This is a genomic window from Streptomyces sp. JL2001, from assembly GCF_050917515.1.
GTDB lineage: Bacteria > Actinomycetota > Actinomycetes > Streptomycetales > Streptomycetaceae > Streptomyces.
In genome coordinates, this window is record NZ_CP169421.1 from 3,218,775 (window position 1) to 3,233,989 (window position 15,215).

Sequence of the window (15,215 nt, forward strand, 5' to 3'; positions counted from 1 at the left end):
TCGGGCGGGTTGCGAAAGTCCCGCCTGCCTCGGCGCTACTTTCGCAACACGCCCTACGCGCCGCACGGGATCCGTGCGGCGCGTCGGCGTGCTGCCGTGGAGCGGTGGGTCAGTGCGAGTGGCCGTGACCGTGGCCGTGGCCCGCGTCCGCCGACTCCTCTTCCTTCTTCTCCACCACGAGGGTCTCGGTGGTGAGGAGGAGGGAGGCGATCGAGGCGGCGTTCTCCAGCGCGGAGCGCGTCACCTTCACCGGGTCGATGACGCCGGCCTTGACCAGGTCGCCGTACTCGCCGGTCGCGGCGTTGAAGCCCTGGCCCTTGTCGAGCTCCGCCACCTTGGAGGTGATGACGTAGCCCTCGAGGCCGGCGTTCTCGGCGATCCAGCGCAGCGGCTCGACGGCGGCGCGGCGGACGACCGCGACACCCGTGGCCTCGTCGCCGGTCTTGCCGAGGTTGCCCTCGAGGACCTTGACGGCGTGGACCAGAGCGGAGCCACCACCGGAGACGATGCCCTCCTCGACCGCGGCGCGGGTCGCGGAGATGGCGTCCTCCAGACGGTGCTTCTTCTCCTTCAGCTCCACCTCGGTGGCGGCGCCGACCTTGATCACGCACACGCCGCCGGCCAGCTTCGCGAGGCGCTCCTGGAGCTTCTCGCGGTCCCAGTCGGAGTCGGTGGACTCGATCTCGGCCTTGATCTGGTTGACGCGGCCCTGCACGTCCTCGGACTTGCCGCCACCGTCGACGATGGTGGTGTCGTCCTTGGAGATGGTCACGCGGCGGGCGGTGCCCAGCACGTCCAGACCGGCCTGGTCGAGCTTGAGGCCGACCTCCTCGGCGATGACGGTGGCACCGGTGAGGGTGGCCATGTCGCCGAGCATCGCCTTGCGGCGGTCGCCGAAGCCCGGGGCCTTGACGGCCACGGCGTTGAAGGTGCCACGGATCTTGTTGACGACCAGGGTCGACAGGGCCTCGCCCTCGACGTCCTCGGCGATGATCAGCAGCGGCTTGCTGGAGCCGGCCTGGATGACCTTCTCGAGGAGCGGCAGCAGGTCCTGGATCGAGGAGATCTTGCCCTGGTGGATCAGGATGTACGGGTCGTCGAGGACGGCCTCCATACGCTCCTGGTCGGTGACCATGTACGGGGACAGGTAGCCCTTGTCGAAGGCCATGCCCTCGGTGAAGTCGAGCTCCAGGCCGAAGGTGTTGGACTCCTCGACGGTGATGACACCGTCCTTGCCGACCTTGTCCATCGCCTCGGCGATGAGCTCGCCGACCTGCTGGTCCTGCGCGGAGAGCGCGGCCACGGCGGCGATGTCGGACTTGTCCTCGATCGGACGCGCGGTCGCGAGCAGCTCGTCGGAGACGGCCTTGACGGCGGCGTCGATGCCCTTCTTCAGGGCGGCCGGGGAGGCGCCGGCGGCGACGTTGCGCAGACCCTCGCGGACCAGGGCCTGGGCGAGCACGGTGGCGGTGGTGGTGCCGTCACCCGCGATGTCGTTGGTCTTGGTCGCCACCTCCTTCACCAGCTGGGCGCCGAGGTTCTCGTACGGGTCGTCGATCTCGACCTCGCGGGCGATCGTGACACCGTCGTTGGTGATGGTGGGGGCGCCGAACTTCTTGTCGATGACGACGTTGCGGCCCTTGGGGCCGATCGTCACCTTCACCGTGTCGGCAAGCTTGTTGACGCCGCGCTCAAGGGCGCGACGGGCGTCCTCGTCGAACTTCAGGATCTTCGCCATGGGAGCGGTTCAGCCCTCTCGGAAATCGGGTGGAACGAACCGCGCCCCGGGGCGCCTGGAAGGGGCCTCGGGGCGCAGCTCAAAGCATCTGCTTCAGGTACTTCGGGTACTTCGGTGAATTACTTCTCGACGATCGCGAGCACGTCGCGAGCCGAGAGGACGAGGTACTCCTCGCCGCTGTACTTCACCTCGGTGCCGCCGTACTTGCTGTACAGCACGATGTCGCCGGTCTTGACGTCGAGCGGCAGACGCTCGCCGTTCTCGAAGCGGCCCGGGCCCACGGCCAGGACGACGCCCTCCTGGGGCTTCTCCTTGGCGGTGTCCGGGATGACCAGGCCAGAGGCCGTGGTCTGCTCGGCGTCGAGCGGCTGGACCACGATGCGGTCCTCGAGCGGCTTGATGGCAACCTTGGAGCTGGTGGTCGTCACGATCCGACCTCCCCCTTCGGAGATCTCACGGGGTTAACTGTCTGAGGTGGCGACCAGGTGGATCCGTCGTCGCGGGTGCCGGACCTGCCCGTCGCTGTGTTGGCACTCTCCAGTGGGGAGTGCCAGACCCGAGACTATGACTGCGATTAGCACTCGGTCAAGCGGAGTGCCAATTCAGTGCCGTGTGGCGATTCTGTCCCGCTCCGGGAAACGGTCTGACGGACCCTTTGGTTCCGCATATCCGCCGGCCCTCGCGTGCCGGCCGGCCCCCTCGTGGTCCCGGGCATCCGGGTGCCGCTCCGCCGCCGCGTGCGGCCTCCCGTGCGGCCGGGCGGGCGCGTGGGGCCACGACCGCGCGGCCGTGCGGAACATCCGGGCGGCCGTCTCGGTGAGGGTCGCTTCCCCGGCGCCGTCCCGGGCGGCGACACGGGGGGCGCCGGCGCTCCCGCGGACCGGCCGTCCGGCGTGCGCCGCGTGCCGGGCCTCCCCCACCGGGCCCCGCGCCGCCGGCACCGCGGCCGCCGACGGCCCCACGCCTTCCGCGGCCCTCCGGCCCAGGCGCTCGATCGGGTCCACGGACTGCGCGCAGCCCGTCGCCGCCAGGAGCGCGCCGGCCAGCAGCAGTCCGGCCAGCGGCCGGCGCGCCCGGGTCACACGTAGTCCTCGAGCTTCGCGACCGCGTAGCCCTTGGCCGTGATCGTCTTCATCACGCGGCGGATCATGTCGGGCATGGTGCCCTTCCAGTCCGCCTTGCCCCGGAAGTGCGTGAGCACGATGTCGCCGGGGTGCAGGTCCCGGTCCCACTCACGCCACTCCATGCGGTCCGGGAACGCCTCCGAGGCCCACAGCGGCACCGCCTTGACCCCGCACGACTTGGCCGCGGTCAGCGTGTTCCGGTTGTAGTTGCCGTACGGCGGGCGGAAGAGCGGCGGCCGCTTGCCGAACCGCTTCTCGATCGTGTCCTGCATCCCGCAGATCTCCCGCTTCTGCTCGGCGTACGAGAGCCCGGGCAGATAGCGGTGGTTGAGGGTGTGGTTGTGCAGGGAGACGCCGGCCTTCTGCATCTTCGCGAAGTAGCCGTAGTCCTCCTTGACCAGGTAGTCGCTCAGGAAGGCGCTGTACGGGATGCCCAGCTCGGTCATCATCCGCAGCAGCTCCGGATCCTTCTCCGCCCCGTCGTCGATCGTCAGGAAGACGACCTTGTCCTTGGTCGGCACGGTGGTGAAGACGGGCGGCAGGCCCTCGCCGGACGTCTCGAAGCCCTTGCGGGTGGTGATCGTCGGCTTCACCCGGGGCGGCGCGGGCGCCTCCAGCGGCGGCTTGTCGAGGCCCCACTTCTTGGCGGCCAGCACCCGCGCGGCACGCTGCTTGCGGACCCTCTCCACGTACGCCTCCAGGGCGCCGGCCGCCCCCTCCGCGCGCGGCTGTCCCGCGGCGGGACTCGCGGGCCCCTTGGGTGCGCCGCCCGCGCCCCCGCCGTCCGCGGAGGGCCCGGCGCAGGCGGATCCGAGGGCGGCGACGAGCAGGACGGCACCCACCGACCGCCGCGTGCGGCGACCTCGCTTTGTAAGCATTCGTTCCTTTTGTCGTACTAGCTGCATGGCGCCGCATCCTGTCAGCGCGGAGGCCCTCCGGCGCCCACGCCGTCGGCGCGCCGCGCGTACCGTCCCCCGGCCGGCCCACTCGGCGGCAGGGCCCACAATGGGACGGGTGACCGACCTCGCCTCCTTCGCCGCCCTGCTCACGCCCGAGGGCCAGACCCTGCTCGCCGGCCTGCGCGACTACGACCCCGCGCAGGAGCTGGCGGTCGCCTCCCGGCTGCGCCGCGAGCACCCGGCCGAACTGGTCACGGCGGCCCTCGGGCAGGCGCGCCTGCGCCAGCGGGCGGTGGCGAAGTTCGGCGCCGAGGACGCCCACCGGATGTACTTCACGCCCAACGGCGTCGAGCAGTCGACCCGGGCGACGGTCGGCGCGTACCGCGCCGAGCGCTTCCGGGAGCTGGGCGTGCGCAGCGTCGCCGACCTGTGCGGCGGGATCGGCGGGGACGCGATCGCGTTCGCCCGTGCGGGCATCTCGGTGCTCGCCGTCGACCGCGACCCGCTGACCGCGGAGGCGGCCCGCGCGAACGCGGCGGCCCTCGGGCTCGACGGGCTGATCGAGGTCCGGTGCGCGGACGTGACGGAGATCGACACCGCGCCGTACGACGCGGTCTTCGTGGACCCGGCGCGGCGCGGCGGGCGCGGCCGGATCTTCGATCCGGAGGCCTACTCGCCGCCGCTCTCCTGGGCGACGGAGGCGGCCCGCAAGGCCCGGCACGCGGCGTTGAAGATCGCCCCGGGCGTCCCGCACGAGGCGGTGCCGGACGAGGCCGAGGCCGAGTGGATCTCGGACGGCGGTGACGTGAAGGAGGCCGTGCTCTGGTTCGGCACGACGCCCGGCGCCCGGCGCGCCACGCTGCTGCCCGCCGGTACGAGCCTGGTGGGCCGCGGCCTGCCCGATCCCGCGGTCCGGGCGGTCGGCCGGTACCTCTACGAGCCCGACGGCGCCGTCATCCGCGCCCATCTGGTCGCCGAGGTCGCCGAGGAGCTGGCCGGCGGCCTGGTCGACGAGACGATCGCCTACGTCACGGCGGACGAGCTGCGCGCGACCCCGTACGCCACCGCGTACGAGATCACCGACAGCCTGCCCTTCAACCTCAAGAAGGTGAAGGCCCTGCTGCGCGAACGCGAGGTCGGCACCCTGACGGTGAAGAAGCGCGGCTCGGCGGTCGAACCCGAGGAGATGCGCCGCAGGATCAAGCCCAAGGGCCCGAACTCCGCGACGCTGTTCCTCACTCGGGTCGCGGGTGCCCCGACGATGCTGATCGGGCACCCGGCCGGCCGGTGAGCCGGACCGCGAAACGGTAGTGGCCGGCGGCCTTGGCCAGTCCGATGAGGCCGTTCACCCACAGGACGAGGCCGGCACCCATCCCGTACGCGACGAGTCCGTAGCCGCCGTTCTCGCGGGTCGTGCCCGCCGGGACGGCGAACGAGATCCACAGGCCGACGGCGCACAGCAGGAAGGACCCCAGCAGCCAGCAGACGCTCCACACCGGGGCGCGCAGCCGGGCGTCGGTGGCCGCGTGGCGGTCCAGCGCGGCCCACTCGCCCAGCCGGACGCGGGCCACCCCGTCGGCCCGGACCCCGCGGACGGTCAGCCAGACGCCCGGGACGAGAGCCCCGAAGCCCAGGCACGCGGCGACCACGGCGGGCAGGAGCGTGATCGGGTCGAGCGCGTCCTGGTCGAAGGCGGTCAGCAGGACGCCGACGAGGCCCCAGCCCAGCTCCACGAGCACGAGGCCGGCCAGGAAGAGCATCAGCCGCTTCCCGCCCAGCAGTCGGCGCCCGAGCTCGTCCAGCGCGAGGGCCCGGTCGGCGAGCAGCGTCTCGCGGTCGGGCCAGTTCCGTATCTCGGGTGGCGGCGGGGGCGGGGGCAGCGGAGTACGACGGGGCATGACGGCAGCCTATGTTCCGGGCCGGCCGGTGGGCGGACCGGGCGCGTTGGGGCCGTCGCCCGTCACTCCTCCGACGGGAGCGATCGCGCCCGTGCGCGCAGGAGTTCGCGCTCCCGCTCGTTGCGGGTCAGGTCGGCCGCCCGCTCGAACTCGCTCCGCGCCTCCGCCGTCCGGCCCAGCTTGGCCAGCAGGTCGCCTCGCACGCTCGGCAGCAAGTGGTAGCGGTCCAGGGCGGGTTCGCCGGCGAGGGTGTCGGCGATCGCCAGACCGGCCGCGGGGCCCTCGGCCATCGAGACGGCGACCGCACGGTTCAACTCGACCACCGGGGACGGGGCGACGGCGGCCAGCCGGCCGTAGAGCGCGGCGATGGTGCGCCAGTCGGTCTCCTCGTAGGTCGCGGCCCGGGCGTGGCAGGCGGCGATCGCCGCCTGGAGCGCGTACGGGCCGAAGGAGCCGCCCTCCCCGGCGCGTTGCAGGGCCGCGAAACCGCGCCGGATCAGCAGCCGGTTCCAGCGGCTCCGGTTCTGGTCGGCGAGGAGCACGGGCTGCCCGTCGGGTCCGGTCCTGGCCGTCGTCCGCGATGCCTGGATCTCCAGCAGGGCCGCGAGGCCGTGCACCTCCCCCTCGTGCGGCATGAGCCCGGCGAGCACGCGTGCCAGCCGCAGCGCGTCCTCGCACAGCGCGGGACGCAGCAGGTCGTCGCCCGCCGTGGCCGCGTACCCCTCGTTGAAGATCAGGTAGATGACCTCCAGGACGGAGCCGAGCCGGGCCGCCCGGTCCTGCCCGTACGGCACCTCGAACTCCACGCCCGCCCTGGCCAGCGTCCGCTTGGCGCGCACGATCCGCTGCGCGACCGTCGGTTCCGGCACGAGGAAGGCGCGGGCGATCTCGTCCGTGCGCAGTCCGCCGACCAGCCGCAGCGTCAGCGCGGTGCGGGCCTCGGCGGACAGGACCGGATGGCAGGCGGTGAACACCAGCCGCAGCAGATCGTCGTCGATGTCGTCCGGGCCGGACGGTTCGGGGTCGTTCGTCTCCTCCGTGAGGTCGCGGCCCACCTCGGCGAGCTTGCGCGCGTACGTCTCACGGCGTCGTACGAGGTCGACGGCGCGGTGTTTGGCCGCGGCCGTCAGCCAGGCGCCCGGCCGGTCCGGGACCCCGGTCCGCGGCCACTGCTCCAGAGCGGCGACGAGCGCGTCCTGGGCGATCTCCTCGGCGATGCCGACGTCGCGGACGATCCTCGCCGCGGCGGCGATCACCCGTGCCGACTCCATCCGGAAGACCGTCTCGACGCTCTCGGCCGCGTGGTGTGCTGTCACGGCTCACCATGACAGCACACCGCCCGTGGCGCGGTCCGTCACATCTCTTCGATCTCACGCACCTCGCAGGTGACCTTCCACTCCGGCGGGTGCACCTCCAGGAAGCGCTTGGACCACTCGATCGCCTCGGCCATGTCCCGGCACTGGGTGATGGAGTAGCCGCCGACGACCTCCTTGGTCTCGGTGTACGGGCCGTCCGTGTAGCTGATCTTCCCGTCGGCCCAGGTGACACGGGTGGACTCGGAGGTGGGCTTGAGTCCGGCGGTCTCCAGCATGACCCCGGCCTTGGTGATCTCCTCGAACAGCGCGCCCATCCGCGCCTCGAAGCCGGCGTCGGCGTCCTCCAGCCGGAAGCTGCCCTCTTCGAGGCGGATCATGGTCAGGTAGCGGGGCATCGTCTTCTCCTCGGTGGTGCGGTGGCGGGTGCGTTCTCCCGCCTCTCACTCATACGTCGAACGGCCGGGGCCCGCATCGACACCACGCGAGAAGTTTTCTCAGAGGTAGTCCTCCAGGCGGGCCACGGTGAAGCCCTGCTCCTGGATGTGGCGCAGCAGGTTCGCCGTCATCCGCGTCATCGTCGTGCCCTTGAGCTCGGCGGGCCCGCGGAAGTGGGCGAGGATGACGTCGCCGGGACGCAGCTTCCGGTCCCCGCGCTGGTACTGCATGTTCGTGATCTGCATCGACTCGCGCCACAGCACGATCGCCTCGACGCCGCAGGTGCCGGCGGCGGCGCGGGTGTCCTCGTTCCAGTTGCCGTACGGCGGGCGGAAGAGGCGCGGGGTCGTCCCGTACTCCTTCGCGAGCTTCGCCTGCTGGCCGCAGATCTCCCGGCGCTGGGCCTCGCGGCCGAGGTTGCGCAGGTTCGGGTGCGTGAGGGTGTGGTTGGCGACGCCGTTGCCGAGGGCGGCGAGCGGGGCGAAGTACCGGTAGTCGTCGCGTATCGCCGCGTCGGTGAGGAACATGGTGACCGGGATCCCGAGGTCCCTGATCATCGTCGTGAACTCGGGGTCCTTCTCGGCGCCGTCGTCGACGGTGATGAAGACGATCTTCTCGTTCGTCGGTATCTCGCTGACGACCGGAACGGGGGCGCCGGGCACCCGCCGGATCGGCTTCGTGCCGGGCGGCGCGGGCGGGGCAGGCAGCGGCCGGAGGCCCCACTTGCGGTACGCGGCGGCCCTCTCCGCGGCCGAGCGCGGGGCGTCGGGGGCGGAGTCCCCGGCGGCCGGCGGCGTCGTCGTGGGGGCGGTGGAGGCCGCCCGTGGCGGGGTGTCCGCGTCCGCCGGCTGGGTGCACCCCGTCATGAGCAGGGCGGCGACGGTCAGCGCCGCCCACACCACGATCTTCTTGTCCACCCCGGCCCACCCGCCCCACACCCGAACACACGACCTACGTCATGGTGTCTGATGCCGGGACGGGCTGTCAGGTTGCCTCGGTGTCCACGGATTCGAAACGCCACCGGTGCACCGGGCGCGTGATCAGGCCCGCGTCCGGCTCGGGCAGCTCGGGCAGCTCGGCGTAGACCGAGTCGGCCTCCCACCAGGTCAGCACCAGCACCCGGTCCTGCGGCGCGCGGAAGGTCTCCCGCCGCGCCGGCTCGTACGGCAGCTGCTGCGCCCGCGCCCACTCCAGGAGTTCGGCTCCGCGGTCCTGGACCGCCCGTGCCTCCCACATGAGCGTCACCGTCGTCACGAGTACAGGTTCTCCTTGCTGATCTCGTGCACGTGGTCGTGGGAGTGCCCGTGGCCGGCGCCCGGCACGTGCGGGTCCGTCACCGGCAGCGAGGAGTCCGCGGACAGCTCCAGGTCGGAGGCCGGCCGGTTGCGCGCCACCATCTCGGCGCCCAGCGCCGCGACCATCGCGCCGTTGTCCGTGCACAGCCCCGGACGCGGCACCCGCAGCCGGATGCCGGCCCGCTCGCACCGCTCCTGCGCCAGCGCCCGCAGCCGCGAGTTGGCGGCCACGCCGCCGCCGATCATCAGGTGGTCGACGCCCTCGTCCTTGCAGGCCCGGACGGCTTTGCGGGTCAGTACGTCGACGACCGCCTCCTGGAAGGACGCCGCCACGTCGCGCACCGGCACCTCCTCGCCCGCCGCGCGCTTGGCCTCGATCCACCGGGCCACGGCGGTCTTGAGACCGGAGAACGAGAAGTCGTAGGCGGGGTCCTTCGCGCCCGACAGGCCGCGCGGGAAGGCGATCGCCTTCGGGTCGCCCTCCTTCGCGAGCCGGTCGATCACCGGTCCGCCGGGGAAGCCGAGGTCGAGCACGCGCGCGATCTTGTCGAAGGCCTCACCGGCCGCGTCGTCGATGGTGGCGCCCATCGGGCGGACGTCGGCCGTGATGTCGGGGGCGAGCAGCAGCGAGGAGTGACCGCCGGACACGAGCAGCGCCATCGTCGGCTCGGGCAGCGGACCGTGCTCCAGCTGGTCGACGCAGATGTGGGAGGCCAGGTGGTTCACGCCGTACAGCGGCTTGTTCAGCGCGTAGGCGTACGCCTTCGCCGCCGACACGCCGACGAGCAACGCGCCCGCCAGGCCGGGCCCGGCCGTGACGGCGATGCCGTCCAGGTCGCGCGCGGAGATCCCGGCCTCCTTCAGGGCGCGCTCGATCGTCGGGACCATCGCCTCCAGATGGGCCCGGGAGGCGATCTCGGGAACCACGCCGCCGAAGCGGGCATGGGTGTCGACGCTCGACGCGATGGCGTCGGCGAGCAGGGTCGTGCCCCGGACGATGCCGACACCGGTCTCGTCGCAGGAGGTCTCGATGCCGAGTACGAGCGGTTCGTCAGCAGCCATCAGTCAGTCGTCTCTGTTCCTTGAACGGTCAGTCGCATCACGAGCGCGTCCACATTGCCGGGCTGGTAGTAGCCGCGCCGGAAGCCGATCGGCTCGAAGCCGAAGCGCTCGTACAGCTTCTGGGCCCGGGTGTTGTCCACCCGTACCTCCAGCAGCACCTCCTCGCACTCGAAGGCGGTGGCGTGCTGGAGCAGGTCGGTGAGCAGGCGGGCGCCGAGGCCGCTGCCCCACTGGTCACGGGCGACGGCGATCGTCTGGACGTCGCCGAGTCCGCCGGCGGCGGCCAGTCCGGCGTAGCCGACGACCCGCCCGTCGGCCGGGTCCTCCGCGACCACGTAGTGGCGGGTGGCGCGGGGACCCCGGGCATGGGCGAGCTCGGACCAGAACATGCCCTCGGACCAGGCGTCCTCGGGGAACAGCTCGTGTTCCAGGACGAGCACGGGTGCGATGTCCCACCAGCGCATCCCGCGCAGCACGGCTGCGGCGGTCGTGGCGGTGCCCTCGGTCGCGGCGGTCACTGGGGGGTGACCACCTTGTAGTTCTTCGGCACCTGCGCGTCGGGGCGGCGCAGGTACATCGGCAGCGGGTCGAGGAAGTCCGCGCCGGCCGCGAGCCGCTCGGCGGCCAGGGCGGCCAGGGCGGCGGCGGACTGGTGCTCGGGGTCGCGGGCGTCGGGGAACGCCTCGGGGTAGAGCCGCGCGCCGGCACCGACCACGGGAAGGCCGGCGAGCCGCTCGGCGATCTCGGCGGGGCGGTCGACGGCCGCGTCGGTGGTCCGGGTGCGGAAGTCGTCGTACCGCGCCCAGTAGACCTCCTTGCGGCGGGCGTCCGTCGCGACCACGAACGGCTCCTCGATCCCGGAGGCGTAGGCGAGTCCGTCGAGGGTGCACAGCCCGTGGACGGGCACGCCGAGGGCGGAGGCGAAGGTGGCGGCGGTCACCAGTCCGACCCGCAGCCCTGTGTAGGGACCGGGTCCGACCCCGACGACGAGGCCCGTGACCTCGCCGAGCGCGCGCCCGGCCTCCTTCGTCACCCGGTCGACGGCGGGCAGCAGCAGCTCCCCGTGGCGGCGGGCGTCGACCTGCCGGGCCTCCGCGAGGACGGACTCGCCGTCGTGGAGGGCGACGGTGACGGCGGGCGTGGCGGTATCCATGGCGAGCAAGAGCACGCAAACAGCCTACGGCTCCGGACAGGTCCCGGCCGACGACGGTCGCCGCGCCGACGGCGGAGGGGCCCGGCACGGCAGGAGCGAGGTCCGTACGGCGCGGCGCGGCGGGCCTCACCGCACGGCGCCCCGTGTCACCGGGCCGCTGCTGCTACCGTCACCACCGATACGTTCGTGGGGGTACCTCCCGGGCCGACGGCCCCGGAGCGGAGAGGTGGGCACGGTGGCTAGGAGCAGCTCGGGATTCGTGGCCGGGCTCACCGCCGCGGCGGTCGCGGCGGTCGTGTTCCTCGCCTACCAGGCGTCGGCGAACGTGCCCGCCGACCTGGCGGCGAAGCCGAGGACACCGGACTCGGCCCCGTCGGCCACCGCGACCGGCGGGCCGCGGAAGCCGGCCAAGGACCCCCTCGCCGTCCCGGCGGACTCCGGCAGCGGCGCGCGCGTGGTCTACGCGCTGCGCGAGAAGCGGGTCTGGCTGGTGGACGCGAAGGGCCAGGCCACGCACACCTTCTCGGTCGCGCCGAGCACCGTGAACCCGGCGCCGGGGACGTATTCCGTCTCCTCCCGCTCCGGCGCCGTGCGCGGGTCGGACGGGGTGCAGATCGAGCACGTCGTGCGGTTCGCGACCGTCCAGGACGTCTCGGTCGGCTTCAGCGCCGCGGTCGACAACTCGCTGCCGAAGCCCGACCCGTCGCGCAAGACCGGCGGCATCCGGATGAAGCGGGCGGACGGCGACGCGATGTGGACCTTCGCCTCGATCGGCGCCAAGGTCGTCGTCGTCCCCTGAGGCACCGGCCCCCGGGCACCCGCACGCGGCGGACCCGGCCGGTGTGCCGTCGAGCGCCCTTGCATGGCACGGTCCCGGCTGCCGCACCTCCGGGATCAGGCGGCTTCCGGCCGTTCCCGCTCGTGGTCGCTCTCGCGCGCGTCCTGCTCGGGTTCGGTGGGGCGCGGCGGGGTCGAGACCGCGCTCGCCGCGGCACAGGACGCGAGCAGCTCGCTCATCGAGATGCGGTCCTCCGCGCGCTCTGGCGTCGCCATGCATGCCTCCCGTAGGTTAGGTACACCTAACCAAGCTCGTGAGTCCATGTGACCACGGCTCGTGGGACCGACGCAACATCTTCCCGACACCTTGTCGGAACATACGTACGTTCAGCTGTATGTCATTCCATCCGCAGGTCCTGATCGGCCCACCGGGCCCCGATCCCGCGCAGCACGACCGTGCGCCGGTCGTCGTCGGTGTCGCCGGCGACCCGGTGGATCAGCACGTGCAGCCGGTCGTCGGTGAGCTCCTCGACCTTGCCGTCGCCCCACTCCACGACCACCACGGACTCGGGCAGCGAGACGTCGAGGTCGAGATCCTCCATCTCGTCGAGGCCGCCGCCGAGGCGGTACGCGTCGACGTGCACGAGGGCGGGGCCGCCGACCAGCGACGGATGCACGCGGGCGATGACGAAGGTCGGGGAGGTGACGGCGCCGCGCACGCCGAGGCCCTCGCCCAGACCGCGGGTCAGGGTCGTCTTCCCGGCGCCGAGTTCACCGGTCAGCATGACGAGGTCGCCGGGGCGCAGGAGTTTCGCGAGGCGGCGGCCGATCTCCTGCATCCGCTCGGGCGAGTCGACGGAGAGGGTGGCCCCGGAGGACGGATTGAGCGCTGCTTCCATAGCGGCCAACCTATCCGTTGCCCGGGCCCGCCTTCGTCGCCCGCGCGCGCGGGGCCTTCGCCCTCGGCGCCGTCCTGCCGCCCGCGGCCGCCCCGTCCGCGGACCTCGCGGGTCCCGGTACCGCGCCGACCCGGGCCAGCAGGTCCGCCAGCCGGTCGGTGACCGCCTCGGGGTGCTCCAGCATCACGAGATGGCCGGCGTCGGGCACGATGACCAGCTCGCTCTCCGGCAGCAGGTCGGCGATCGTCTCGGTGTGCGAGCTGGGGGTCACGAGGTCCCGGTCGCCGGCCAGCGCGAGCACCGGCACCTCGCCGAAGACCTGGAGGGCCGCCGCCTTGTCGTGCTCCACGAAGGCCGGATAGAACTCGGCGACCACGTCGATCGGCGTGGACTCGATCATCCGCTCGGCGAAGCGGGCGACCGCCGGATCCACGTCCCGCGACGAGAACGAGTACTTCTTGATCAGGCCGGCGAAGAGGTCGGCGGTGGCCCGGCGGCCCCGCTCGACGAGCTCCGCCTGTGAACCGAGCGCCTTCAGCACGCCCGGCAGGATCCGCCGGACCGCGTTGACGCCCGCCACCGGGAGCCCGTAGTTCACCTCGCCCAGCCGCCCGGTGGAGGTGCCCACGAAGGCGACCCCGACGACCCGCTCACGGATCAGCTCGGGGTACTGCTCGGCCAGCGCCATGATCGTCATGCCGCCCATCGAGTGCCCCACCAGGACGAGCGGCCCCTCGGGGGCGGCGGCGTCGAGGACGGCCTTCAGGTCGCGGCCGAGCTGGTCGATCGAGACGGGTACGCCGTCGGGTCCGGACTGGGCGACCCCGCGGGCCGAACGGCCGTGACTGCGCTGGTCCCAGTGGACCGTGCGGACCAGGCCGCGCAGCGCCGCCCGCTGGAAGTGCCAGGAGTCCTGGCTCAGGCAGTAGCCGTGGCTGAAGACGACGGTGACGGGCGCGGGCGCCTTGCGGCCGAAGAGCCGGCGGCGGCGCGGGGCCGGGGCGTCGGACTCGACCTCGTCGATCTCGTAGTGGAGCGCGGTGGAGTCGTCGGCGAGCGCCTTGCCGGAGACGCCCCGCAGGGACCCGTAGGGGGCGGAGGCGTCCAGGGCGAGGCGGGCCTTCTGCCGCATGCCCCGGCCCACCGTGAGCCGCTCGACGGCGACGCCGGCCGCCGCACCGGCGGCCAGGACGCCTATCGCGGCGCCGGCGAACCCGGCACGTCGCCAGTTGTCGGGCATGGACTCGCTCACTTTCCGCTCCCTGTTCCTCGTTCCGGTCGCTGTTCGCTCACGCGTCGCTCGGGTCGTTCGGGTGCTGCGCGGGCTCCGGGACGGCCCGGGCCGTGGCCGGGAGGACCGCCCGGCTCGCGCCGGGCGGTCGACGCTACTCCCCGGGCACGGCCGCGGGGTCGTCCCGCTCGTTCAGGTAGACGCGCGGGACGCGCGCGCCGATGCGGGTCACGATCTCGTACGCGATGGTGTCGGCGGCGACGGCCCAGTCCTCGGCCGTCGGCTCGCCGCGGTCGCCCGGGCCGAACAGGACCGCCTCCGCGCCCGGCAGCACCGCGTCCCCGTCGAGGTCGACCACGAACTGGTCCATGGCGACCCGCCCGGCGACCGTACGGACCCGGTCCCCGACGAGGACGGGGCCGCGCCCGGAGGCGTGCCGCGGGATGCCGTCCGCGTAGCCCAGCGGCACGAGACCGAGCCGGGTCTCGCGCGCGGTGACGTAGTGGTGCCCGTAGCTGACGCCGTGGCCGGCGGGGACCTGCTTCACGAGCGCGATGCCGGCCTTGAGGGACATCACGGGGCGCAGCCCGAAGTCGGCGGACGAGCCGATCTCGGGGCTGGGCGACACGCCGTACATCGCGATGCCCGGTCGGACGAGGTCGAAGTGGGTCTCGGGGAGGGTCAGCGTGGCGGGCGAGTTGGCGAGGTGCCGGACCTCGGGCTCCGCGCCGGCCTTCTCGGCGTGCTCCAGCAGCATGCGGAAGAGGTCGAGCTGCGCGCCGATGGACGGGTGCCCCGGCTCGTCGGCGCAGGCGAAGTGCGACCAGAGGCCGGTGACCTTCACCAGCCCGTCGCTCTCCGCCTTCAGCGCCCGGTCGACGAGCTGCGGCCAGTCGGCGGGCTGGCAGCCGTTGCGGCCGAGGCCGGTGTCGGCCTTGAGCTGGATACGGGCGGTGCGGCCCGTGACGCGCGCCGCCTCGACGACCTCCTCCAGCGCCCACATGTCGCTGACGGACATGTCGAGGTCCGCCTCGATGCCCTCGGCCCAGGGGTCGCCGGGCGTCCAGAGCCAGCACATGATCCGCGGTCCGGTGATCCCGGCGGCGCGCAGGGCGAGCGCCTCGTGCGGGGTGGCCGTACCGAGCCAGGTGGCCCCGGCGTCCAGGGCGGCGCGGGCGCAGCGGAGCGCGCCGTGTCCGTACGCGTCCGCCTTGACCACGGCCATCACCTGGGTGTGGGGCGAGACGCGGGCACGCAGCGTGCGCACGTTCGCACGCAGCGCACCGAGGTCGATCTCGGCGCGGGCTCGGCGGGGCGGCGGTGTCTCAGTCATCGCGCCCAGTGTCTCAGGTACGGGCCACCGGGCCCGTCGGCACCGGCTGTCGCCC

Annotated in this window: 17 protein-coding genes; 2 read left to right on the forward strand and 15 right to left on the reverse strand. The window is 73.0% G+C overall.

The genetic code is table 11. The annotated features are described in order from the left end of the window. Positions 1-109: 109 nt before the first annotated feature. The 3 genes from groL to ACE1OA_RS14070 all read right to left on the reverse strand — a co-directional run bounded on the left by groL (position 110) and on the right by ACE1OA_RS14070 (position 3,740). Complete coding sequence (gene groL, locus ACE1OA_RS14060; protein WP_356599581.1) at positions 110-1,738, reverse strand: chaperonin GroEL; 1,629 nt, start codon at positions 1,736-1,738, stop codon at positions 110-112. A gap of 119 nt (positions 1,739-1,857) precedes the next feature. Then, complete coding sequence (gene groES, locus ACE1OA_RS14065) at positions 1,858-2,166, reverse strand: co-chaperone GroES (protein ID WP_010471835.1); 309 nt, start codon at positions 2,164-2,166, stop codon at positions 1,858-1,860. Between the two features lie 650 nt (positions 2,167-2,816). Next, the gene (locus ACE1OA_RS14070) at positions 2,817-3,740 is read right to left on the reverse strand and encodes a polysaccharide deacetylase family protein (RefSeq protein ID WP_384869536.1); all 924 of its coding nucleotides are present in this window, start codon (positions 3,738-3,740) and stop codon (positions 2,817-2,819) included. Positions 3,741-3,867: 127 nt separating this feature from the next. Here ACE1OA_RS14070 and ACE1OA_RS14075 point away from each other — a divergent pair, with 127 nt between their 5' ends. Beyond that, a complete protein-coding gene (locus tag ACE1OA_RS14075) occupies positions 3,868-5,052 on the forward strand; it encodes a THUMP-like domain-containing protein (protein WP_384869538.1) in 1,185 nt (394 codons plus the stop codon). Here ACE1OA_RS14075 and ACE1OA_RS14080 read toward each other — a convergent pair. The 8 genes from ACE1OA_RS14080 to tsaB all read right to left on the reverse strand — a co-directional run bounded on the left by ACE1OA_RS14080 (position 4,997) and on the right by tsaB (position 10,935). Next, the gene (locus ACE1OA_RS14080; RefSeq protein ID WP_356599588.1) at positions 4,997-5,659 is read right to left on the reverse strand and encodes a hypothetical protein; all 663 of its coding nucleotides are present in this window, start codon (positions 5,657-5,659) and stop codon (positions 4,997-4,999) included. The genes ACE1OA_RS14075 and ACE1OA_RS14080 overlap by 56 nt on opposite strands. A 62-nt stretch (positions 5,660-5,721) precedes the next feature. Then, positions 5,722-6,975 carry an RNA polymerase sigma factor gene (locus tag ACE1OA_RS14085; protein WP_432752862.1) on the reverse strand — a complete coding sequence of 418 codons (1,254 nt, stop codon included), beginning with the start codon at positions 6,973-6,975 and terminating at the stop codon, positions 5,722-5,724. A 38-nt stretch (positions 6,976-7,013) separates the two neighbouring features. Then, a complete protein-coding gene (locus ACE1OA_RS14090; RefSeq protein ID WP_356599592.1) occupies positions 7,014-7,370 on the reverse strand; it encodes a YciI family protein in 357 nt (118 codons plus the stop codon). Positions 7,371-7,469: 99 nt separating this feature from the next. Next, the gene (locus ACE1OA_RS14095) at positions 7,470-8,276 is read right to left on the reverse strand and encodes a polysaccharide deacetylase family protein (RefSeq protein WP_432754063.1); all 807 of its coding nucleotides are present in this window, start codon (positions 8,274-8,276) and stop codon (positions 7,470-7,472) included. Between the two features lie 118 nt (positions 8,277-8,394). Continuing rightward, a complete protein-coding gene (locus ACE1OA_RS14100) occupies positions 8,395-8,664 on the reverse strand; it encodes a hypothetical protein (protein ID WP_356599596.1) in 270 nt (89 codons plus the stop codon). Then, a complete protein-coding gene (gene tsaD, locus ACE1OA_RS14105; RefSeq protein WP_356599598.1) occupies positions 8,661-9,767 on the reverse strand; it encodes a tRNA (adenosine(37)-N6)-threonylcarbamoyltransferase complex transferase subunit TsaD in 1,107 nt (368 codons plus the stop codon). Before tsaD ends, ACE1OA_RS14100 begins: the two co-directional genes overlap by 4 nt. Beyond that, on the reverse strand, positions 9,767-10,231 hold the full coding sequence (gene rimI, locus ACE1OA_RS14110) for a ribosomal protein S18-alanine N-acetyltransferase (RefSeq protein ID WP_147981313.1): 465 nt from the start codon (positions 10,229-10,231) through the stop codon (positions 9,767-9,769). The genes tsaD and rimI overlap by 1 nt, the downstream gene beginning before the upstream one ends. A gap of 50 nt (positions 10,232-10,281) precedes the next feature. Beyond that, on the reverse strand, positions 10,282-10,935 hold the full coding sequence (tsaB, locus tag ACE1OA_RS14115; protein WP_432752863.1) for a tRNA (adenosine(37)-N6)-threonylcarbamoyltransferase complex dimerization subunit type 1 TsaB: 654 nt from the start codon (positions 10,933-10,935) through the stop codon (positions 10,282-10,284). A 244-nt stretch (positions 10,936-11,179) separates the two neighbouring features. On the opposite strand from tsaB, the gene ACE1OA_RS14120 reads away from it, so the two are divergent. After that, positions 11,180-11,719 (forward strand): hypothetical protein, encoded by a 540-nt coding sequence (locus tag ACE1OA_RS14120; RefSeq protein ID WP_386545993.1) that lies wholly within the window; start codon positions 11,180-11,182, stop codon positions 11,717-11,719. Between the two features lie 95 nt (positions 11,720-11,814). On the opposite strand, the gene ACE1OA_RS14125 is transcribed toward ACE1OA_RS14120, so the two are convergent. From ACE1OA_RS14125 to alr, 4 genes are all read right to left on the reverse strand, one after another. Continuing rightward, entirely contained in the window at positions 11,815-11,973 is a 159-nt protein-coding gene (locus tag ACE1OA_RS14125; protein ID WP_356599602.1) for a hypothetical protein, read from the reverse strand. Positions 11,974-12,095: 122 nt separating this feature from the next. Then, entirely contained in the window at positions 12,096-12,596 is a 501-nt protein-coding gene (gene tsaE / locus ACE1OA_RS14130) for a tRNA (adenosine(37)-N6)-threonylcarbamoyltransferase complex ATPase subunit type 1 TsaE (protein ID WP_356776049.1), read from the reverse strand. 10 nt (positions 12,597-12,606) lie between these two features. Continuing rightward, complete coding sequence (locus ACE1OA_RS14135) at positions 12,607-13,836, reverse strand: alpha/beta fold hydrolase (RefSeq protein WP_356599974.1); 1,230 nt, start codon at positions 13,834-13,836, stop codon at positions 12,607-12,609. Positions 13,837-13,981: 145 nt separating this feature from the next. Continuing rightward, positions 13,982-15,160 (reverse strand): alanine racemase, encoded by a 1,179-nt coding sequence (alr, locus tag ACE1OA_RS14140; RefSeq protein WP_386542729.1) that lies wholly within the window; start codon positions 15,158-15,160, stop codon positions 13,982-13,984. Between the last annotated feature and the right edge of the window lie 55 nt (positions 15,161-15,215).

Excerpts from the sequence above, each read along its gene's own strand:
- groL (WP_356599581.1), bottom strand. The coding sequence starts at position 1,738 with ATGGCGAAGATCCTGAAGTTCGACGAGGACGCCCGTCGCGCCCTTGAG.
- ACE1OA_RS14070 (WP_384869536.1), bottom strand. The coding sequence starts at position 3,740 with ATGCTTACAAAGCGAGGTCGCCGCACGCGGCGGTCGGTGGGTGCCGTC.
- ACE1OA_RS14075 (WP_384869538.1), top strand. The coding sequence starts at position 3,868 with ATGGGACGGGTGACCGACCTCGCCTCCTTCGCCGCCCTGCTCACGCCC.
- ACE1OA_RS14080 (WP_356599588.1), bottom strand. The coding sequence starts at position 5,659 with ATGCCCCGTCGTACTCCGCTGCCCCCGCCCCCGCCGCCACCCGAGATA.
- ACE1OA_RS14090 (WP_356599592.1), bottom strand. The coding sequence starts at position 7,370 with ATGCCCCGCTACCTGACCATGATCCGCCTCGAAGAGGGCAGCTTCCGG.
- ACE1OA_RS14095 (WP_432754063.1), bottom strand. The coding sequence starts at position 8,276 with ATGACGGGGTGCACCCAGCCGGCGGACGCGGACACCCCGCCACGGGCG.
- tsaD (WP_356599598.1), bottom strand. The coding sequence starts at position 9,767 with ATGGCTGCTGACGAACCGCTCGTACTCGGCATCGAGACCTCCTGCGAC.
- rimI (WP_147981313.1), bottom strand. The coding sequence starts at position 10,231 with ATGCGCTGGTGGGACATCGCACCCGTGCTCGTCCTGGAACACGAGCTG.
- ACE1OA_RS14125 (WP_356599602.1), bottom strand. The coding sequence starts at position 11,973 with ATGGCGACGCCAGAGCGCGCGGAGGACCGCATCTCGATGAGCGAGCTG.
- tsaE (WP_356776049.1), bottom strand. The coding sequence starts at position 12,596 with ATGGAAGCAGCGCTCAATCCGTCCTCCGGGGCCACCCTCTCCGTCGAC.
- ACE1OA_RS14135 (WP_356599974.1), bottom strand. The coding sequence starts at position 13,836 with ATGCCCGACAACTGGCGACGTGCCGGGTTCGCCGGCGCCGCGATAGGC.
- alr (WP_386542729.1), bottom strand. The coding sequence starts at position 15,160 with ATGACTGAGACACCGCCGCCCCGCCGAGCCCGCGCCGAGATCGACCTC.